General features: G+C 69.8%; 20 protein-coding genes. 4 read left to right on the top strand and 16 right to left on the bottom strand.

What is annotated here, in order from left to right:
* Positions 1-16: 16 nt before the first annotated feature.
* The 5 genes from FFS15_RS01040 to FFS15_RS01020 all read right to left on the bottom strand — a co-directional run bounded on the left by FFS15_RS01040 (position 17) and on the right by FFS15_RS01020 (position 4067).
* Positions 17-649, bottom strand: a complete 633-nt coding sequence (locus FFS15_RS01040) for a response regulator transcription factor (protein WP_137843140.1) — start codon at positions 647-649, stop codon at positions 17-19.
* Positions 646-1830, bottom strand: a complete 1185-nt coding sequence (locus FFS15_RS01035) for a sensor histidine kinase (RefSeq protein ID WP_137843139.1) — start codon at positions 1828-1830, stop codon at positions 646-648. The genes FFS15_RS01040 and FFS15_RS01035 overlap by 4 nt, the downstream gene beginning before the upstream one ends.
* Positions 1831-1870: 40 nt before the next feature.
* On the bottom strand, positions 1871-2674 hold the full coding sequence (locus tag FFS15_RS01030; protein ID WP_249353649.1) for an ABC transporter permease: 804 nt from the start codon (positions 2672-2674) through the stop codon (positions 1871-1873).
* A gap of 80 nt (positions 2675-2754) precedes the next feature.
* Positions 2755-3639 carry an ABC transporter ATP-binding protein gene (locus FFS15_RS01025; protein ID WP_137843137.1) on the bottom strand — a complete coding sequence of 295 codons (885 nt, stop codon included), beginning with the start codon at positions 3637-3639 and terminating at the stop codon, positions 2755-2757.
* Between the two features lie 98 nt (positions 3640-3737).
* Positions 3738-4067: a hypothetical protein gene (locus FFS15_RS01020; RefSeq protein WP_137843136.1), complete on the bottom strand. Its 330-nt coding sequence runs from the start codon at positions 4065-4067 to the stop codon at positions 3738-3740.
* Between the two features lie 121 nt (positions 4068-4188).
* Here FFS15_RS01020 and FFS15_RS01015 point away from each other — a divergent pair, with 121 nt between their 5' ends.
* Positions 4189-5391: a pyridoxal phosphate-dependent aminotransferase gene (locus FFS15_RS01015; protein ID WP_137843135.1), complete on the top strand. Its 1203-nt coding sequence runs from the start codon at positions 4189-4191 to the stop codon at positions 5389-5391.
* 7 nt (positions 5392-5398) lie between these two features.
* Here FFS15_RS01015 and FFS15_RS01010 read toward each other — a convergent pair whose 3' ends face one another.
* The 8 genes from FFS15_RS01010 to FFS15_RS00975 form a co-directional block, all read right to left on the bottom strand.
* Entirely contained in the window at positions 5399-6535 is a 1137-nt protein-coding gene (locus FFS15_RS01010; RefSeq protein WP_137843134.1) for a UDP-N-acetylmuramate dehydrogenase, read from the bottom strand.
* Between the two features lie 3 nt (positions 6536-6538).
* Positions 6539-6943: a MaoC/PaaZ C-terminal domain-containing protein gene (locus FFS15_RS01005; RefSeq protein WP_137843133.1), complete on the bottom strand. Its 405-nt coding sequence runs from the start codon at positions 6941-6943 to the stop codon at positions 6539-6541.
* Positions 6940-7389: a MaoC family dehydratase N-terminal domain-containing protein gene (locus FFS15_RS01000; protein WP_137843132.1), complete on the bottom strand. Its 450-nt coding sequence runs from the start codon at positions 7387-7389 to the stop codon at positions 6940-6942. Before FFS15_RS01000 ends, FFS15_RS01005 begins: the two co-directional genes overlap by 4 nt.
* Before the next feature lie 35 nt (positions 7390-7424).
* Entirely contained in the window at positions 7425-8231 is an 807-nt protein-coding gene (locus FFS15_RS00995; protein ID WP_137843131.1) for a sulfite exporter TauE/SafE family protein, read from the bottom strand.
* On the bottom strand, positions 8231-9046 hold the full coding sequence (locus tag FFS15_RS18740; RefSeq protein ID WP_212743090.1) for a DUF2510 domain-containing protein: 816 nt from the start codon (positions 9044-9046) through the stop codon (positions 8231-8233). Before FFS15_RS18740 ends, FFS15_RS00995 begins: the two co-directional genes overlap by 1 nt.
* A gap of 50 nt (positions 9047-9096) precedes the next feature.
* Positions 9097-10098, bottom strand: coding sequence for a sugar phosphate isomerase/epimerase family protein (locus tag FFS15_RS00985; RefSeq protein ID WP_137843130.1), 1002 nt, complete (start codon positions 10096-10098; stop codon positions 9097-9099).
* Between the two features lie 43 nt (positions 10099-10141).
* The gene (locus tag FFS15_RS00980; RefSeq protein WP_137843391.1) at positions 10142-11287 is read right to left on the bottom strand and encodes a Gfo/Idh/MocA family oxidoreductase; all 1146 of its coding nucleotides are present in this window, start codon (positions 11285-11287) and stop codon (positions 10142-10144) included.
* A 100-nt stretch (positions 11288-11387) separates the two neighbouring features.
* Positions 11388-12434, bottom strand: a complete 1047-nt coding sequence (locus tag FFS15_RS00975) for a substrate-binding domain-containing protein (RefSeq protein ID WP_137843129.1) — start codon at positions 12432-12434, stop codon at positions 11388-11390.
* Positions 12435-12749: 315 nt separating this feature from the next.
* Between FFS15_RS00975 and FFS15_RS00970 the strand changes: the two genes are divergently transcribed.
* The 3 genes from FFS15_RS00970 to FFS15_RS00960 all read left to right on the top strand — a co-directional run bounded on the left by FFS15_RS00970 (position 12750) and on the right by FFS15_RS00960 (position 16569).
* A complete protein-coding gene (locus FFS15_RS00970) occupies positions 12750-14225 on the top strand; it encodes a sugar ABC transporter ATP-binding protein (RefSeq protein ID WP_137843128.1) in 1476 nt (491 codons plus the stop codon).
* Positions 14222-15268 (top strand): ABC transporter permease, encoded by a 1047-nt coding sequence (locus FFS15_RS00965; protein ID WP_137843127.1) that lies wholly within the window; start codon positions 14222-14224, stop codon positions 15266-15268. The genes FFS15_RS00970 and FFS15_RS00965 overlap by 4 nt, the downstream gene beginning before the upstream one ends.
* A gap of 122 nt (positions 15269-15390) precedes the next feature.
* Positions 15391-16569 (top strand): ROK family transcriptional regulator, encoded by a 1179-nt coding sequence (locus FFS15_RS00960; RefSeq protein WP_137843126.1) that lies wholly within the window; start codon positions 15391-15393, stop codon positions 16567-16569.
* Between the two features lie 60 nt (positions 16570-16629).
* Here FFS15_RS00960 and FFS15_RS00955 read toward each other — a convergent pair whose 3' ends face one another.
* From FFS15_RS00955 to FFS15_RS00945, 3 genes are all read right to left on the bottom strand, one after another.
* A complete protein-coding gene (locus FFS15_RS00955; RefSeq protein WP_137843125.1) occupies positions 16630-17619 on the bottom strand; it encodes an SRPBCC family protein in 990 nt (329 codons plus the stop codon).
* Positions 17620-17644: 25 nt separating this feature from the next.
* Positions 17645-17995, bottom strand: a complete 351-nt coding sequence (locus FFS15_RS00950) for a metalloregulator ArsR/SmtB family transcription factor (RefSeq protein ID WP_137843124.1) — start codon at positions 17993-17995, stop codon at positions 17645-17647.
* Between the two features lie 117 nt (positions 17996-18112).
* A complete protein-coding gene (locus FFS15_RS00945) occupies positions 18113-19498 on the bottom strand; it encodes an Ig-like domain-containing protein (RefSeq protein ID WP_137843123.1) in 1386 nt (461 codons plus the stop codon).
* Positions 19499-19551: the final 53 nt, after the last annotated feature.

Here is a 19551-nt window from a genome sequence, read left to right as displayed (position 1 = left end):
CACGGGTGCGTTCGACTCAGGACAGGATGCCGCGCTCCATCGCCAGGGTCACCGCTCGTGTCCGGTCGGCGACGCCGAGCTTCTCGAAGACCTTCAGCAGGTGGGTCTTCACGGTCGACTCGCCGATGCCGAGAACCGCGGCCGCCTGCTTGTTGCTGTGGCCGGTCGCGACGAGGCGCAGCACCTCGGTCTCTCGCGCGGTGAGCACGGCGTCGGGCTCGGGCCGCCGCATCCGCTCGACGAGCCGAACCGCCACCTGCGGCGACAGCGCCGACTGACCGGCGGCGACCGAGCGGATGCCGGCGACGATCTCGGCCCGCGGCGCGGCCTTGAGCAGGTACCCCGACGCCCCCGCCTCGATGGCCGCGAGGATCTGGTCGTCGGACTCGTAGGTGGTCAGGATCAGCACGCGCGGCGGCGGATCGCCCGCCTCGCCGGCGACGATCCGGGTGGTCGCCGCGACGCCGTCGACGCCCGGCATCCGGAGATCCATCAGCACGACGTCGGGCCGCGTCGCCACCGCGAGACGCACCGCCTCGTCGCCGTCGGCGGCCTCGCCGACCACCTCGAAGCCGGGCTCGTCCGACAGGAGCCCAGCCAACCCCGACCGGACGATCGGATGGTCGTCGGCGATGAGCAGTCGGATCACAGCGCGCCCTCCGCCATCATCCGCGCGGGCAGGACGACCCGCAGCGCCGTCCCCTCCCCGGGTCGTGAATGAACGTCGAGGACTCCCCCGGCCAGGGCGACGCGTTCGCGCATCCCCTCGATCCCGAATCCCAAACTGGGTGACGCGCCGTCGAACCCGCGGCCGTCGTCGACGACTTCGAGCCGGGAGCCGCCGCCGGCGTCGACGCCGACCCGCACGACAACCCGCGACGCGCCGGCGTGCTTCGCGACGTTGGACAGCGTCTCCTGCAGGCACCGCAGCAGCACCACCTGAGCGTCTCGGTCGAGCGCGCCCGCGATCTCGTCACGGTCGAGGACGATCGCGGCGCCGTCATGCGCCCGGAAGCGCTCGACCAGTCTCTCCACGGCCGATTCGAACGCCGGCTCCGAAGGAACCGCCGCCGTGCGCGCGACGAGCGCCCGAGCCTCGCCCAGAGCATCGCGGGCGACCTGTTCGACGGTCGCGATGGTCGTGGCCGCGGCATCCGTCTCGCCGTCGCGCGATTGGCGCCCTGCGCGCTCGGCGAGGATCACGAGGCCGGCGAGCGTCTGCGCGAGCGTGTCGTGGATGTCGCGGGCCAGCCGCTCGCGCTCTTCCGCCGCGCCGCGATCGCGGCTGAGCGCCTCGACCTCGTCCTGCGCGGCGGTGAGTTCGGCGAGAAGTCGCGCACGCTCATCGCCGTACTCGGCGATGCTGGCGATCCAGAGGCCGAGCGCGGTGGCGAACACCACCGAGAAGGTCGCGGTCGTCGCGCCCGAGATCGCCGCATCGGCGGTGAAGCCGCCGCCGATGAAGAACCCCGCGAACACGCTCGCAGCGATGACCACGGAGCCGAGGATGCCGCGGCGGCGGGTGTCGCCGACGACCCACACGAGCGGGTACGCAAGCGTCTGCAGAATGGCCAGGAACGGCGCCGCGGCCGCTCCCACTCCCACGGCGAGCGCCGCCACCGCGAGGAAGGCCGGAAACCGCCAGCCGGGAGGCGGGTTGCCGATGGTCGCTCGGCCGATGAGCACGTAGCCGAGGACGAACAGCGCGATCGAGGCGAGCGCGACGGCCTGTCGCGGCTGGCCGACCGGGCCGAACCCGAACATCAGCCCCACGGCGATCGCGAACGACCCGGCGCCGACCGTGACATCCCACCAGCGTGGCTTGAGCATGTGTCCCATCCTTCGGCGGCCGCGAGGCCCCAGCGTCAGGCTACGCGTCGCGCCGGATCCATCGGAAGGTGAGGCGCGAGAGCACGAGCCCGATCACGAGCCACACTCCGAGCGCTATCGCGACTCCGGCGAGGTTCCACTCGCCGCCCTGTTCGAGGGTCGCGAACTCGTCGGGGAGGAACACGGCACGCATCCCCTGCGCCATCCACTTCAGCGGGAAGATCCCCGCGACGTTCTGCAGCCACTCCGGCAGCTGCGAGAAGAGGAGGTACACGCCGGAGATGAACTGCAGCGCCAGCGCGATCGGCACGACGACGGCCGTCGCGCTCTTGCCGGTGCGCGGAACCGCCGACAGTGCGATGCCCAGCAGCGCGGACGTGATGATCCCCAGCACGAACACCCACGCGAACGTCGCCCAGCGCTCAGGCTCGGTGGGCAGCTCCACCCCGAGCACCACCACCGCGAAGGTCATGAGGAGCCCGGCCTGCAGGACACCGGTCACGGCGACCTGCCCCATCTTGCCGATGAAGTAGCTGACGGGTGAGAGCGGCGTGCCACCCAGGCGCTTGAGCATGCCGTCGGATCGCTCGATCGCGATGTCCATCGCCAGATTCTGGAAGCCCGAGAGCAGCAGGCCCGCCGCCAGCATGCCCGGCAGGTACAGCTCGCCCATCGAGATCGGGGGCACGCCGGGTGCGATCTGCACGTCGCCGTCCGAGCCGAAGGCGACATTGAACAGCCCGAGCATGAAGATCGGGAAGAGGAACGTGAAGAACACCGTCTCGCCCGAGCGGAAGTACTGCACGATCTCGAATCGCGCGCGCCACGCACCGGTCGCGAGCATGCCTTTTCGCGCACGTCGCGAACCGCGCGTGCGCTTGGTCGCGCCGCGCGCGCTCAGCGAGCGGCTTTCGGCTGACAGGGTCATCGGCTCGTTCCTTCCGTGACGGATGCCGCGACGGCGGCATCCGCGTCGGCGACCAGTCCGAGGTAGATGTCCTCCAGACTCGGACGCACGATCTCGATGTCGGGCGGTGCCTCCCCGAGCCGCGCGGCGAGGATGGTGGCGAAGGCGAACGGGTCTGCGGTGCGCTGCTCGCGCGGCATCCCGCCCTCGCTCCACCGCACGACCGGCATGCGGGCCTCGTCGCCGCCGAATCCGGCGACGGGTCCGATGGCCTGCATGCGACCGGCCGCGATCACGGCGACCCGATCGGCGAGCTGCGCCGCCTCGTCGAGATAGTGCGTCGTCAAGAGGATCGTGGTGCCCTCGGACTGCAGGATGCGGATCAGATCCCAGAACTCACGCCGCGCGTGCGGGTCGAAGCCGGTCGTCGGCTCGTCGAGGAACAGCAGCTCGGGCCGCCCGATGATGCCGAGGGCGACGTCGACGCGCCGCTGCTGGCCCCCCGAGAGCCGTGAGATGCGGGTCTTCGCCTGCGCCTCGAGCCCGACCGCCGCGATCACCTCGTCGACGTCGCGCGGATCGGGGTAGAACCCGGCGAACTGGCGCAGCTGCTCGCGCACCGTGACGAGGCCTGACTGGCTCGTCGACTGCAGGACGATGCCCAGGCGCGCTTTCCAGTCGAGCCCGGCCGAACCCGGGTCGACTCCGAGCACCTCGACCTCGCCGCCGGTGCGGCGCCGGTAGCCCTCGAGGATCTCGACCGTGGTCGACTTACCGGCGCCGTTCGGGCCGAGGAGCGCGAACGTCTCACCGCGGACGATGTCGAACGAGACGCCGTCGACGACTGCCCGATCACCATAGGTCTTTCGCAGGTTCCGCACCCGCACCGCATGTGTGTCCATGCCTTCAGCATGGTCGGTGACGGATGCCGTGGCCAGCCGTCGTCCGTCGGAGTCGGCATCCCCCATTCGGTGGATGCCGGAGACGAACCGGCGGCTGCCTAGACGCGGCCTTCGGGCTGCACGGCCGCGATGCGGACGAGATCGGCCTCCTCAGACGCGCGAAGCGCGCGCTGCCCCTTGATCCCGCCGGCGAGCGCCCACGCGAGGAGCCAGACACCGGCGACGGCCGTGACGATCGCCGACATGCGGAACGCCGCATCGGGGTCGACCAGCAGCACGAGCGACAGCAGAGCTGCCACGCCGCCCACGACGCCGCCCGCCGCGCCCACGATCGTGACGGCACACCCCTTCGCCAGCCACCAGGCGATCCCGCCCGCGATGACCAGCGCGATGGCCATGACGACCGACCCCCACATCCACGCTCCCACGGGCCCAACCTACTCGCACCGGGGCGCCTGCGGGAGTGGCGGCATCCGATCGGCCGTCGCGTGTCGTGCGCGGAGGTGATCCGGACAGTCCGTCGGCGCCGAGCGGACTACGCTCGTACGCGTGACAGAACGTGCTCCGCTCTCCCGCAAACTCTCCGCGATCGCCGAGTCGGCGACCCTCAAGGTCGACGCCAAGGCCAAGGCGCTGCAGGCCGCCGGCCGGCCCGTCATCTCTTATGCGGCGGGCGAACCAGACTTCGCCACGCCGCAGTTCATCGTGGATGCCGCCGCCGAGGCCCTCCACGACCCTGCGAACTTCCGCTACACCCCCGCCGCCGGGCTCCCGGTGCTGCGCGAGGCGATCGCCGCGAAGACGCTGCGCGACTCGGGCCTCGAGGTCGACCCGTCGCAGGTCATCGTGACCAACGGCGGCAAGCAGGCGGTGTACCAGGCGTTCCAGGCCGTCGTGAACCCGGGCGACGAGGTGTTACTGCCGGCGCCGTACTGGACCACGTACCCCGAGGCGATCGCGCTCGCCGACGGCATCCCCGTCGAGGTGTTCGCCGGCGCCGACCAGGACTACAAGGTCACCGTCGAGCAGCTCGAGGCCGCCCGTACCGAGCGCACCACCGCGCTCGTGTTCGTGTCGCCGTCGAACCCGACCGGTGCCGTCTACACGCCCGAGGAGACGAAGGCGATCGGCGAGTGGGCCGTGGAGCACGGCATCTGGATCATCTCCGACGAGATCTACCAGAACCTCGTCTACCAAGGCGTGCGTGCGGTCTCGATCGTCGAGGCCGTGCCGGATGCCGCGGGCCAGACGATCCTCGTCAACGGCGTCGCCAAGACCTACGCGATGACCGGCTGGCGGCTCGGCTGGATGGTGGGCCCCGCGGATGCGATCAAGGTCGCCGGCAATCTGCAGTCGCACCTCTGCTCGAACGTGAACAACATCGCGCAGCGCGCAGCGCTCGCAGCGCTCACCGGCCCTCAGACCGAGGTCGAGCAGATGCGCCTCGCGTTCGACCGGCGCCGCAAGCTGATCGTCGGCGAGCTGTCGAAGATCGAGGGCGTCATGGTCCCGAACCCGCTCGGCGCGTTCTACGCGTACCCCGACGTGCGGGGCCTGCTCGGTCGCGAGTGGCACGGCTCGACCCCGACGACCTCGCTCGAGCTCGCCGACCTCATCCTCGAGAAGGCCGAGGTCGCGGTCGTCCCCGGCGAGGCCTTCGGTCCGTCGGGCTACCTCCGCCTGTCGTACGCGCTCGGCGACGAGGCGCTCCTCGAGGGCGTACGCCGCATGCAGGAGCTCTTCGCGTCCTGACGCCGCGTTAGAGCTCGACGTTCACCAGCACGGGTTCGGGCTGCAGGATCAGCCCGAACTCGGACTGCACGCGCCCCTGGATGAACCGCGCGAGCTCGGCGAGCTCGGCCGCCGTCGCGCTGCCGCGGTTCGTGAGCGCGAGCGCGTGCTTCGACGACAAGGCGGCGCGCGAGCGGGGCAGCTTGAAGCCCTTCCGCACGCCCGAGTGCTCGATGAGCCACGCGGCACTCACCTTGACCTCGGACTCCGTCGCGGTCACCGGCGGAACGTACCCGTCGAAGGCGGCGAGCGGGATGACGAGCACTGGGTCGAGGTCGGGGCTGACCGGCCACCGCGGGCATTCGTCGGGAAGGGTGCGGGCGAAGGATGCCGACACGACCGCGTTCTGGAAGAACGAGCCCGCACTGTAGGTGTCGGGGTCGTCGGCGTCGAGCACCATTCCCTTCCGACGGCGTGTCTCGAGCACATGGTCGCGGATCCACGCGACCGACACGGTCTGATCGGGCGTGAGCCCGAGGGCGCTCCGCAGCTGCTCGCCCACGATCGGGCGCTCGGTGTGCCCGACGTCTGCGAGTTCCAGGGTCACCGACAGGATCACCGCGCTGCGCTCGGGAACCGACCCGTAGTGGTGCTTGAGCACCGACGTGCGAAAGCCGAGTCCGAGCTCGGCGGCAGGCACCGTCGAGACCTCGCCGGTCGATTCGTCGATGAGCTCGACCTCGACGAGGGTCTGCACGATCTCCTGCCCGTACGCGCCGATGTTCTGCACGGGTGCAGCGCCGACGGTGCCGGGGATCCCCGACATAGCCTCGATCCCGGCGAGGCCCTCGGCGACGGCATGGGCGACCAGGGCATCCCAGTCGTGGCCCGCCTGCACGCGCAGGCGCGCGAAACCTGGCCGGGGCGACGGCATCCGCTCGATGCCCCGCGTGAGGATGCGCACGACCGTGCCCTCGAACGACTCGTCGCCGACGAAGAGGTTCGACCCGCCGCCGAGCACGAACCAGGGCTCACCGCTCGACCAGACGTCGCGCAGTGCCGCTTCGAGCTCGTCGGCGGTCGTGGCGTCGATCATGCGGGCCGGGGCGCCGCCCGTGCGCAGCGTCGTCAGCTGAGCGAGCGGGAGAGGCGTGACAGCGGGCATGCGCTACGCGACCCGGATGCGCACCTGCGCCTTGCCGAGCACCGTGGTCTCGCCGTGGCTCACGGTGAGGTCGATGCGCGCGGTCTCGTCGTCGACCGCGCCGACCTTCGCGACGACCGTCACGTCGGCGCCGGTCTCGGGGTCCACGACGACGGGCCGCGTGAACCGCACGCCGTACTCGAGCACGCGCCCCGCGTCACCGAGCCACGGCACGATGGTCTCGACGGCGAGGCCCATGGTCAGCATCCCGTGGGCGAGGACGCCCGGAAGGCCGACGGCGGCTGCGACGTCGTCGCGATAGTGGATCGGGTTGAAGTCGCCCGACGCGCCCGCATAGCGCACGAGCGACTCGCGCGTCAGGTGCACGGTGCGCTCGGCGACGATCTCGCCGACGGTCAACGCGGTCATGACTCCCCCTCGCCGACCAGCAGCACAGACGTCGCGGTCACGACGTGCTCGCCTGCCGCATCGGTGATGACGGCATCGCTGGTCACCATCGCGTTGCCCCCGAGGGTGCGGATGCCGGTGACCGCCAGCCGCGCCGTGAGCTCGTCGCCGGCGACGATCGGCCGCGTGTAGCGGAAGCGCTGCTCGGCGTGGAGCACCCGCGAGAGGACGATGCCGGAATCGGGCTCGGCCAGCAGCTGCTGGAGTGTGTGGTCCTGCACCACCATCGCGAAGGTCGGCGGTGCGACGACGTCGGCATAGCCCAGGGCCTGGGCCGCTGCCGGGTCGAGGTGCTGCGGGTCATCGGCGAAGACGGCACGCGCGAACTCGCGCACCTTCTCACGACCCACGAGGTAGGGGGCCGTCGGCGGAAACTCTCGACCGACGATCTCGGGGTTCACTGGCACCGTGCCATCCTACCGACGGGTACCTCGCCCGCCCGCTACGCCTTCTTCTTGCGCCCGCGGATCGCGCGCAGCGCCATCTGCACGGCGATGACCGTGAGGAACACGGCGAACAGCACGTTGCCGACGAAGGGATCGACGATCGTCGCGATCCAGGCTCCGAGCGCGGTGGTCGTGCAGGCGGCACCGCCGATGATCGCCGCCGCGACGAGGTCGACGTTCGATCTCTTGATGTTGCCGACCGTTCCCGACACGGCGGTCGGGATCATCATGAGCAGCGACGTGCCCTTGGCGATGAGGTCGCTCGTGCCGAAGAGCAGCATGAGCGCGGGCACGACGATGATGCCGCCGCCCACGCCGATGAGTCCGGCGACCGTGCCGGTGAAGACGCCCAGCAGCACCAGCGCGGCCCCCGTGAGGAAGGTGAGCGGCAGCTCGGCCTCGCGCGAGGGGATCACGAGGAAGAGGCTCACGATCACGATCACGAGGAAGCCGACGAACCCCCAGCGCAGCGCAGTGAGCGAGATCCGGGGCAGCAGCCAGGTGCCGATCTGTGCACCGACGACGGCGCCGACGGCGAGCAGCAGCGCAGGGATCCAGGCGACCGACCCGTGGATCGCATAGGAGATGACGCCCACCGTCGCAGTGGGGACGATCGCCGCAAGCGACGTGCCGGCGGCGAGCCGCTGGTCGAAGCCGAGGATCAAGACCAGCAGCGGCACGATCACCGTTCCGCCGCCGACGCCGAAGAGGCCCGACAGAAGCCCGGCGAGCAGCCCCACCCCCACGCACGTGAGGATGAAGCGGGCGTCCCGCGGGCGCGGCTCGGCGGCGGCGCCGGTCATCAGTAGATCTCGTCGATCGCCCAGGTGTCGCCGGCGGGGATCACGACGTAGTCGTAGAGGTACTCGTACTCCCCCATGCCGTCGGTGGGGTTGCCCTCCTGGTCGTATTCGCTCCGGTACGACTCGACGGTCGAGACCGTAATGGCGTCGGCATCCGTCGATATCCCTGTCACTGTGACGACGTAGTCCTCGGTCGTCTCACCGAAATCGAGCGCCCGGGCTTCGAAGTCGGCACAGTCGACGTAGCCGTCGAGCTCGCGGAAGTTCTCGGTCGTGGCCCGCAGATAACTGTCGCAGTCGGCGGTCTGCCAGGCCTCGTCGAGCAGTTCGACCGCGTCGACCGCGGCAGCTTCGTCGGCCGTCGCCGGCTCGACGGACGTCTCGGTCGTGCCCGATCCCGAGCCTCCACCCGACGCGAGCGAGAGGAACAGCAGCGGTATGAACACCGCCGCCGCGATCACGATCGCCAGCAGCGCCACGCCGACGACGACCCAGACGACCCGCTTCGACTTCTGCGGCTCGGTCGCAGCGGAGAACGCACCGCCGGCGCCGACGGGGTATCCGGCGTCACCGGCCGGATAGACCGCGGTGTGACCACCGGCCGACCCGCCGGGATAGCCGCCGGGGTAGGGCTCCGCGCCCGGTGTCGCCGCGGCCGCGCCGGGAAGAGTCGGCGCCGGCGGGGCAGCTTCGGCGGAATCGGATGCTGCGCTCTCGTCGTCCGGCGTCTGCACGTGCTCTGTCCACTGCACGCCGTCCCACCAGCGCAGCGCGCCGCGGCCGTCGTCGTACCATCCGGGAGGGGTCGCAGTCATGCTGAAACCCTATCCGGCGCGCGAGCCCCGCCCGCGCGCCGGAAGGAGTGTCACCGGCTGCTGAAGGCTGCGTCGAAAGCCGCGGAAGGCGCCTCGAACGCGTTGCGCTTGACGAACTCGAGGGCCTCGGGGGCGCCGATCAGGCGGTCCATGCCGGCATCCTCCCACTCGACCGAGATGGGGCCGTCGTACCCGATGCTGTTGAGGGCGCGGAACGACGCCTCCCAAGGAACGTCGCCGCGACCTGTCGAGACGAAGTCCCATCCGCGCCGGAGGTCGGCCCACGCGAGGTGCGAGCCGAGACGGCCGTTGCGGCCGTTGCCGATGTTCATCTTCACGTCCTTGCAGTCGACGTGATAGATGAGGTCGCTGAACTCGAGGATGAAGTCGACCGGGTTGAGCTCCTGCCACACGAAGTGCGACGGGTCCCAGTTGAGGCCGAAGGCCTTGCGGTGGCCGATCGCTTCAAGCGTGCGCACGGTCGTCCAGTAGTCGTACGCGATCTCGGACGGGTGCACCTCGTGCGCGAAGCGCACGCCCACCTCGTCGAAGACGTCGAGGATCGGGTTCCACCGGTCGGCGAAGTCCTGGTATCCCGCGTCGATGAGCTCTTGGGATGCCGGCGGGAACATCGCGACGTACTTCCAGATGCTCGACCCGGTGAAGCCGACGACCGTCTTGACGCCCAGCGCCGCTGCGAGCCGCGCGGTGTGCTTCATCTCCTCGGAGGCCCGCTGACGCACGCCCTCCGGGTCACCGTCGCCCCACACCTGATCCGACAGGATGTCGCGGTGGCGCTGGTCGATCGGGTCATCGCACACGGCCTGGCCCTTGAGGTGGTTCGAGATCGCCCAGACCTTCAGCCCGTACTTCTCGAGCAGCGCGAGCTTGCCGTCGACATAGCCGGGCTCGTCCCAGCGCCACGGGTCGAGGTGGTCGCCCCAGCAGGCGATCTCGAGGCCGTCGTAGCCCCACTCGGCGGCGAGGCGGGCGACCTCCTCGAGAGGCAGGTCGGCCCACTGGCCGGTGAAGAGCGTGATGGGTCGCGTCATTGCGGGTGTCCTTCCGGAGTGGAACGGGTGTTGATCGTGCGCGTCACGCGCCGGTCGCGGTCCATGCGCTGTCTGCGGCAGAGCTGCGCTCCACCGCGTCGAGCACGCGCTGGATGTGGAGACCGTCGGCGAACGACGGCCGCGGCTGCGCGCCCTCCTGGATCGCGGTGACGAAGTCGTAGACCTGATGCGAGAAGCCGTGCTCGTAGCCGAGCATATGGCCGGTCGGCCACCAGGGTGCGAGGTAGGGGTGGTCGTGCTCGGTGACGAGGATCCGCTGGAAGCCGAGACCGGTCGCCGGGAGCGTTGCGTCGTAGAACTCCAGCTCGTTGAGGCGCTCGAGATCGAACGAGATCGCGCCCTTCGAACCCGCGATCTCGATGCGGAGTGCGTTCTTGCGCCCGGTACGGAAACGCGTTGCCTCGAACGATGCCAGCGCGCCCGATTCGAGGCGCCCGGTGAACAAGGCGATGTCGTCGACCGTCACCTCGCCGCGCTCGGTCGACGCGGTGCCCGAGAGGCCCACGCCCTCGCCGAGGAGCGGACGCTCCTTCACGAGTGTCTCGATGATGCCCGACACGCGCGTGACCTTCTGACCGGTGATGTACTCGGTGAGGTCGATCGCGTGCGCGCCGATGTCGCCCAGCGCGCCGGAACCCGCGAGCTCCTTCTTCATGCGCCAGGTGAGGGGGGCATCGGCATCCATCAGCCAGTCCTGCAGGTACTCCGCCCGCACCTGACGGATCTCGCCGATGCGACCCGATGCGACGAGATCGCGCGCGAACGTCGTCGCGGGCACGCGGCGGTAGGTGAAGCCCACCATCGAGCGGATGCCGCGCGCAGCTGCAGCCTCGGCCGCGGCGTTCATCGCCTCGGCCTCTTCGACCGTGTTGGCGAGAGGCTTCTCGCACAGCACGTGCTTCCCCGCCTCGAGCGCGGCGATCGCGATTTCGGCGTGGGTGTCGCCTGGTGTGACGATGTCGACCACGTCGATGTCGGAGCGCTCGATCACCTCGCGCCAGTCGGTCGCCGCTTCGGCCCAGCCCCACTTGGCGGCGGAAGCCTGGGTCTTCGCGGCATCCCGACCGACCACGACGGCCATCTCGGGTTCGGCCGGCAGATCGAAGAACCGCGGGGCGACCCGCCAGCCCTGTGAATGCGCGGCGCCCATGAAGCCGTGGCCGATCATGGCGATGCGGAGCGTTTCGGTCAACGCAGTGTCCTCTCGGGAGGGTGTGAGGGCGGGGCGCCCGCCGAAGCCGGCGGACGCCCCGCGATCGTCGTCAGGCTTACTCGAAGGCCAGGTCGATGAACTGGTCCACGTTGTCAGCGGTGACGACCGGCGCGTCGAGCACGATCCGGTTCGGGATGCTGGGCGTGATCAGGTCGCCCATGGTCTTGCCCTGCGCGATGAGGCGAGCCAGCGCCACACCGTCGGCCGCCTGGGTCGACGGGTAGATGACCGTCGCCTCGAGGACAGAGTCGCCGGCCTGGATGTGCTCCATGGCCGAGAGGCTGCCTGCGCCGCCCATCATGAAGAACTCGTCGCGGCCCGCGGCCTCGATCGCCGCGAGGACGCCGATGCCCTGGTCGTCATCGTGGTTCCACAGGGCGTCGATCTGCGGGTTGGCTGCCAGCAGCTGGGATGCCGCCGCCTCACCGCCGGCGACCGTGAAGTCGGCGGCGACACGTGCCGTGACCTCGAGGCCGCAGTCGCCGAGCGCGTCGGCGAAGCCCGCGGAGCGGTCCTGCGTCAGCGGCAGCGAGTCGATGCCCGGGATCTCCGCGACGACCGCGTCGGGGTTGTCCCCGAGCTGCTCGCAGATGTAGGTGCCGGCGCTGACGCCCATGCCGTAGTTGTCACCGAGGATCGTGGTGCGGGCGGCGAACGGGCTCGAGAACTCGCGGTCGACGTTGATGACCGGGATGCCGGCCTCCATCGCCGCGATCGCGGCCTCGGTCAGCGCAGCGCCGTCGGTCGGCAGCAGCACGATCGCGTCCACGCCGTCGTTGACGAACTGCTCGACGGCCGCGATCTGCGCGATCGGGTCGTTGGTGCCTTCTGCGACGCGGAGCTCGACGTCGTCGTAGCTGTCGGCCGCGGCCTGGGCGCCGGAGTTGATGGCGCCGAGCCAGCCGTGGTCGGCTGCGGGGCCCGAGAAGCCGATGACGACGGTGTCGCCCGACTCCGCGTTCTCCTCCGAGCTCGTGCCCTGGTCGACGACCGAGTCCTCTTCGGCCCCGCCGCCGGTGCAACCGGCCAGAAGCCCGATCGCGGCGACGACTGCGGTACCGGTCAGGACCAGTCGGGTGCGCGCCTTCAGGTGTGAGCGCATGTGTGTTCCTCCTTGAATGTGATGCAGCTGAGACGGCGTGGTTTCCGAGAGGGAGCTGCCCGCACTCGTGGGGTCCACGCTGACGGGATCACCGTAGCAGAAGTGCGCTGTCGGTTGTCATCTTTTGTTTTCTGCCCGTCAGAAGTTATCGATTCTTGATGTGCGAACCGAAGACCGGGCGATCCCGGCCGCAGTGTCCGGATCGCCCCCGCAGCACCGTTGCCGGATTGAGACTCGGCAAGCACCCCTCCGGCGTGTTATGTTCGGCGAGTGATCAAAGTTGACCATCAATCGGCATTACTCACCGTCCGAGGCGTGACGAAGTCCTTCGCTGGGGTCCGCGCACTCCGCGGTGTCGACCTCGAAGTCCTCCCGGGCGAGGTGCACTGCGTGCTCGGGCAGAACGGTGCGGGCAAGTCCACGCTCATCAAGACGCTCGCCGGCGTCCACCGTCCCGATGAGGGCGAGATCGCGTGGCAGGGCGAGGTCGTCGACATCCCGAACCCCGAGTTCGCGATCGAGCTCGGCATCGCCACGATGTACCAGGAGCTCGACGTCGTAGACGGCCTCACCATCGCCGAGAACATCTTCCTCGGCCATGAGATCGCCCGCGGCGGCTTCACGAAGCGCTCCGAAGCGGCGAAGCAGACGCGCGCGCTGCTCGGGCGCCTCGGCCACGCGAACCTGTCGCCGAACACCGAGGTCGGGTCGCTGAGCGCGGCGAACAAGCAGATCGTGAGCATGGCGCGCGCACTCTCGCACGACATCAAGCTCATCATCATGGACGAGCCGTCCGCCGTCCTCGACAGCGAGGAGGTGAAGAACCTCTTCCACGTCGTGAACGAGCTCACCTCCGCCGGTATCGCGGTCGTGTACATCACGCACCGACTCGAGGAGATCCGCCAGATCGGCGACCGCATCACCGTCCTCAAGGACGGCCGTACGACCGCCGTGGGTCTTCCCGTCGCCGACACTCCGACGAGCGAGCTCATCAAGCTGATGACCGGTCGCGACGTGGCGAACGTCTTCCCCCCGGCGGTGCCGATCCCCGGCGACGCGCCGCTCGTGCTCGAAGTCGCCGACCTCGGCCTCGCGGGCGTGTTCGACGACGTGTCGTTCACGGTGCGCGCGGGAGAGATCGTCGGGCTCGCGGGCCTGGTCGGATCGGGGCGCTCCGAGATCCTCGAGACGGTCTACGGCGCGCGCAAGTCCACGGCCGGATCCGTGCGGGTCGGCGGCAAGACGCTGCGTCGCGGCTCGGTGGTCGCCGCGGTCGGCGCGGGAATCGGGCTCTCGCCCGAAGAGCGCAAGAGCCAGGGACTCGTCCTCGACGAGCCGATCTTCGTCAACGTCACCCTGTCGTCCGTATCGCGCTTCGCCAAGGCCGGGTTCCTCGACGAGCGGGCCGAGCGCAAGGTCGCCGCCGAGCAGATCGAGGCGCTCGAGCTGCGTCCGGCCGACCCCGACCGGCCGGCCCGCACCCTCTCCGGCGGAAACCAGCAGAAGATCCTCCTCGCCCGCTGGCTCGTCCACGGCACGCGGGTGCTCCTGCTGGACGAGCCCACCCGCGGCGTCGACGTCGGCGCCCGCAGCGAGATCTACGCCCTCATCCGCCGTCTCGCCGCTGCCGGCAACGCGATCGTCGTCGTCTCGAGCGAGATCGAAGAAGTGCTCGGCCTCGCCGACACCGTTCTGGTCGTGGCCGACGGCCGCGTCCTCACCACCCTCCCCGCCGCTGAGATCGACGAGCACGGAGTGCTCGACCTCGTCATGAAAGGAACCGCCGCGTGAGCGAGCAGAAGATCGACGGCGGAGGCCCGCCGTCCACTACGACCACCACGACCACGACCGCCGACGCCACACCGGCGTGGCGCAGATTCCTCTCCGGTTCGGTCGGGCGCAACCTCGGCCTGGTGCTGGCGCTGCTGCTGCTGATCGTCGTCGGCGCCATCACCGCGCCCGACACGTTCACCACCGTGAACAACGTGCTGACGATCCTGCGGCAGGCCTCGATCATCGGCGTCATCAGCATCGGCATGACCCTCGTCATCATCGCGGGCGGCATCGACCTCTCCGTCGGATCGGTGATGGGCCTCGCCTCGGTCGCCGCCACCCTCGCGGCCATCCAGGACCTCGCCGACCAGACCCACTGGATCTTCATGGTGCTGATCGCCCTCGGTGTCGGCATCGGCGCCGGCCTCATCAACGGGGTCGTGATCGCCTACGGCAACGTGGTGGCGTTCATGGCGACGCTCGCGATGCTGGTCGCCGCGCGCGGCCTCGCCGAGATCCTCGCGGAGCGACGCACCCTGCAGGTCGGCAACCGCGACTTCATCGATTTCATGAACCTCGACATCATCGGCGTCGACATGCTGATCTGGATCTTCGCGATCGTCGCAGCCCTCGGGTGGGTCGTGCTCAACCGCACCACCTTCGGCCGGCGCACTGTCGCGATCGGCGGCAACCGCGAAGCCGCCCGCCTCGCCGGCATCAACGTCAAGCGGCACACCATGTGGCTCTACGCGATCGCGGGCCTCACCGCCGGCATCGCCGCCGTCATGATCCTCGGCCGCACCACCGCCGGCACGTCCACCCACGGGCAGCTGTACGAGCTCGACGCGATCGCCGCGGTCGTCGTCGGCGGCACGCTCCTCGTCGGCGGGCGCGGCACGATCACCGGCACGGTCTTCGGTGTGCTGATCTTCGCGACGCTGACGAACGTCTTCGTGCAGAACAACCTCACCTCCTCGGTGCAGGCCGTCGCGAAGGGCGTCATCATCGTGGTCGCCGTGCTGCTGCAGCAGCGGTTCGCCCGGCCCAGCGGAAGAGGATGAAGGATGCCGCGGCCCGGCACCACGGACTATTGGATGGTCTGCGGCGCCGGGCTTCGGCATCCCGTCAGAAGTCATCGGACTTCGGCGCCCCCGCGGCGCCGTTAGAGTGAAATGTGGCGAAAATGAGCATCGATCCGACGGTCAACGTGTCGGGAGTGAGTCAGCTCTTCCAGCTTCTGCGCGACGGTGTCCCGAGGACCCGCGCAGAGCTTGCGAAGTCGACCGGACTCGCGCGCTCCACGATCGCCGCCCGCGTCGACGAACTGATGCGCATGGGGCTCATCACCCCGATCGCCGAGACGGTGTCGACCGGCGGCCGCCCGCCGTCGCAGTTCAAGCTCAATCCCAGCGCGCGCCTCGTGCTCGCCGCCGACATCGGCGCATCGCACGCGACCCTCGCCGTCACCGATCTGGCCGGCGGCATCATCGCCGAGCACAGTGAGCCGCTCGATGTGAGCCTCGGCCCGGTGCCCGTGCTCACGTGGATGGTCGACAACGCGATCACGATGCTCTCGGATCTCGGCCGCTCCACGGGCGACCTCGCCGCGATCGGCATGGGGGTTCCCGGGCCGGTCGAGCACTCGACCGGACAGCCGGTCAACCCGCCCATCATGCCCGGCTGGGACCGCTTCGATGTCCCGGGATGGGTGCAGCAGCACCTCAACGTGCCGGTGCTCGTCGACAACGACGTGAACATCATGGCTCTCGGCGAGCGCCATGCCGCCTACCCCGGCGTCGAGCACCTGATGTTCGTGAAGGTCGCGACCGGCATCGGCGCGGGCGTCATCTCGGGCGGCTCGCTCCAGCGCGGCGCGCAGGGCATCGCGGGCGACATCGGCCACGTGCAGGTCGCCCGGGGCGCCGGCGTGCCCTGCCACTGCGGCAACAAGGGCTGCCTCGAGGCGCTCGCGTCGGGTCCGGCCATCGCGCGCGCGCTGCGCGCGCAGGGCGTCGCCGCGGAGAGCGGCAACGACGTCGTCGACCTCGTCAAGCGCGGCAACATCGATGCGATCCAGGCGGTGCGACAGGCTGGCCGCGACATCGGCGAGGTCCTCACCACCTGCGTGAGCCTCGTGAACCCCTCGGTGATCGCGATCGGCGGCTCGATGGCGCGCGTCGGTGAACACCTCATCGCCGGCGTCCGCGAAGTCGTCTACACACGGTCGATCCCGCTCGCGACCGAGCACCTGTCGATCGTGCAGTCGGCCGCCGGCGGCAACGCCGCCGTGCTCGGGGCCAGCATGCTCGCGATCGAACACGCGCTCTCGCCCGAGACTCTCAGCTCGCTGGTCTCGGCGTAGCAGCGCCGACGACGGCGGCAACGATTCCGTGAATCGCCACCGCCGTCGTGAGTGTGCGGATTACGCCGGAACCAGCTGCGACTCCAAGCGCGCGTAGCTCGTCTCCATGCCGTCGGTCATCCCGGTCGCCAGCACGATGTCTCGCACCTCGGTGCTCGGATAGGTGATGACGATGCTGAGCAGCGTGCCACCCTCGACCGGGGTGAGGGTCATCTCGTTGACCGAGCCGGGACCCTCCATGCCGATCATCTGTTCGGTGGTCACGGCGCGGTGCGGGGCGTCGTTCTCGAGCAGCTCCCCCACGAAGCCGAACGACGGTGCACCGTCGGCGGGTCCGCCCGCGACCGGCGCCCACTCGTAGCGGTAGGAGTCGCCCACCCGCTCCGCGAGATCGCACACGGTCATCTCCCACCCGTCGGGCCCGAGCAGCCAGGTCTTCATGAGGTCGGCGTCGTTGTGCGCGCGCCAGACCTGCTCCACCGAGCCGCGGATCACGCGCGCGACGCGGATGCGGGTGTCGTCGAGGATCTGCGCCTCGGTCGCCCGCTCGGCGGCGAACGACGCGAGGTCGGCGAGCACCGCGTCGATCTGCCCCATCGCTTCGCGCATGCCGTCTTCCATGCCCATTCCGACGAGCTGCTCGAGGGCTTCGGCAGTCGGGAAGGAGGTCGTGGTCGTCACGCGGGAGCCGGCATCCGTCGCCTCGAAGGAGAAGCGCATGAGCACGCTCGGGAAGTCGGTGTTCTCGCTGCCGTCGTCGGCCGCGAAGCCGTCGCGGACGTCGAATCCGCGGCCGGGATCGACCGCGAGGAACTCCCAGAATCCGCTCGAGGTCTCGCCGTCGGGGCCGGTCATCGTGTAACTGGAGCGCCCGCCCGGATACACGTCGTGGCGATAGAAGGTCGCGGGCCACGTCGGCGGCCCCCAGAAGCGCTCGATCTGGCGCGGGTCGGTGTAGGCGTTCCACAGACGTTCGACGGTCGCGGGGAACTCGGCGACCACGGTCATCGTGAGCGCTTCGGCGTCTTTGGTGACGGAGGTGATGGGCATGAGAGTGCCTTTCTGAAGGGGCCGGTCAGCTGCCGGATCGGGGGTCTTCGGCCAGCAGCGCATCGAGGCTGTCGATGCGTGCTCGCCAGAGCTGCTCGTAGCGGTCGAGCAGGCGCTGAGCCCGCCGGATCGCTTCGGGGTTGCCGCGCACCATGCGCTCGCGGCCGTGAGGATGCTTGGTCACAAGTCCTGCCCCCTCGAGTACCGCCACGTGCTTCTGCACCGCGGCGAAGGACATGTCGTATGAGGCGGCGAGCTCCGACACGGAGGCCTCGCCCCCCAGGGTGCGCCGGACGATGTCGCGTCGCGTCGCATCGGCGAGGGCCCGGAAGATCCGGTCCACCTCGGCGTCGGAGAGTTCTGTTTGTACAACCATTTGGTTGTACGTTACGCCACGATGACAACCGTGTCAACCATCGGATGGGATGCCGCGGCCCGGCGCACAGCGCAGCGCCCCCTCGCCGTAGGGAGAAGGGGCGCTGCGCAGGAGCGATCAGTTCAGCGTGAAGAGGAGCGTCTGGGTGTTGCCCGCGATGTCGTGGACGACGAGGGTGTTCTCCCCCACGATCGCCCCGAAGGTGCCGGGGCGCACGAAGTTGACGTCGGACCACACATTGTTCGAGAGGTCCTTCACGGTGCCGTTGATCGTGACCTTGTCGATCTTGCCCGCGTCGAAGAGCTTGAAGCTCACGACGTCGTAGCCCGCGGCGTCACCGACCGTGAAGGCCCGGCCGGGCTTCACCGTCGCCTGCGGTGCGGTGCCGTCGATCGAGAACGCGAACGTGCGGGTCTGCGAGATGTTCCCCGCGAGGTCCTGCGCGTTGTACCTCAGCGTGTAGTCCCCGTCGGCGAGCGCGACGGTGGCCGTGTGCGAGGCGCTGGTAGCGCCGTCGGCCGCCGACTGGGTGCTCCGCACGAGCTTTCCACCCCGGTAGATGTTCGCGACGATCCGCTGCAGTCCGCGATCGTCGGTGGCGTCGACCTGGACCACCAGCGACGGAGCCGGGCCGGCCGTCGTGGGCGACACGAGCGTCGTCTCGGGGCGCACGGTGTCGGGCACTTCCTCCAGCGTGACCGTGAACGCCGGGTTCCAGAAGTAGTTCCAGACCTCGGTCGACGCGAAGTAGTACGCCCCGTCGCGCTCGGTCACCGTGAACGTGCTGTTGTCGCCCGCCGTCGCGCCGGCCACTCGGTAGCCCTCGGGCGCGGTGATGCGCACGCCGAGATCGCCCGGGAGGTGGCGGACGTAGCTGTAGCCCTCGAATGCCTCGTAGGTGCCGGGGCGGAAGCTGTACTCCGATGCCGGATACCAGGAGTCGCCCGAGCCCAGCTCCACCGTGGTGAGACCCGCGGCCGGCGCGCCGTCGGCGAACTGGACGTTCGCGACGAGGCGAAGGGCCGTCATGCCGATCAGCCGCTCTTCGCCGTCCTCGTCGATCACGACGTCGACCGTTCCCTGCGGACCGAAGTACTCGGTCGTGGGAACGGGCGTGATGTCGGCGGCACTGGTTGCACCGGTCGCGTCGAAGAAGCGCTCCATCGCCGGGGCGTTCGGGTGCCCGAGGTACAGCTTCGCGGGCCCGACCGGGATGCCGGTGAAGCGGTAGAGGCCGTCGGTGTCCGCACTGATGTACCAGCGCTTGCCGTTGACGTCGACGAGCTGCGCGGCAGACGAGCTGTTCAGCCGATCGACGTCGCCGCTCGGCGCGGTCTTGCTCGCATCGAAGAGCCCGTCGGCGTAGCGGTCGTCGAACCTCGTGACGACGAGGTCGCCGGTTGCGGCATCCGTCGTCTCGTCCGCCAGCGCCGGCAGCGGCGCCGCCACCAGCGCCGCCGCGATGCCGGCCGTCGCCCAGGTGATTCCTCTTGTGATGCGCATGTGTGTCTGTCCTCGGTCCTCGATCGTGTCGGTGGATGCGGGCTCGCAAGCCC

Source organism: Microbacterium sp. 2FI, from assembly GCF_005502885.1.
Classification (GTDB): domain Bacteria; phylum Actinomycetota; class Actinomycetes; order Actinomycetales; family Microbacteriaceae; genus Microbacterium.
Note: the sequence above shows the minus strand (reverse complement) of the source record. Positions and strands in the feature narration are given on the sequence as shown.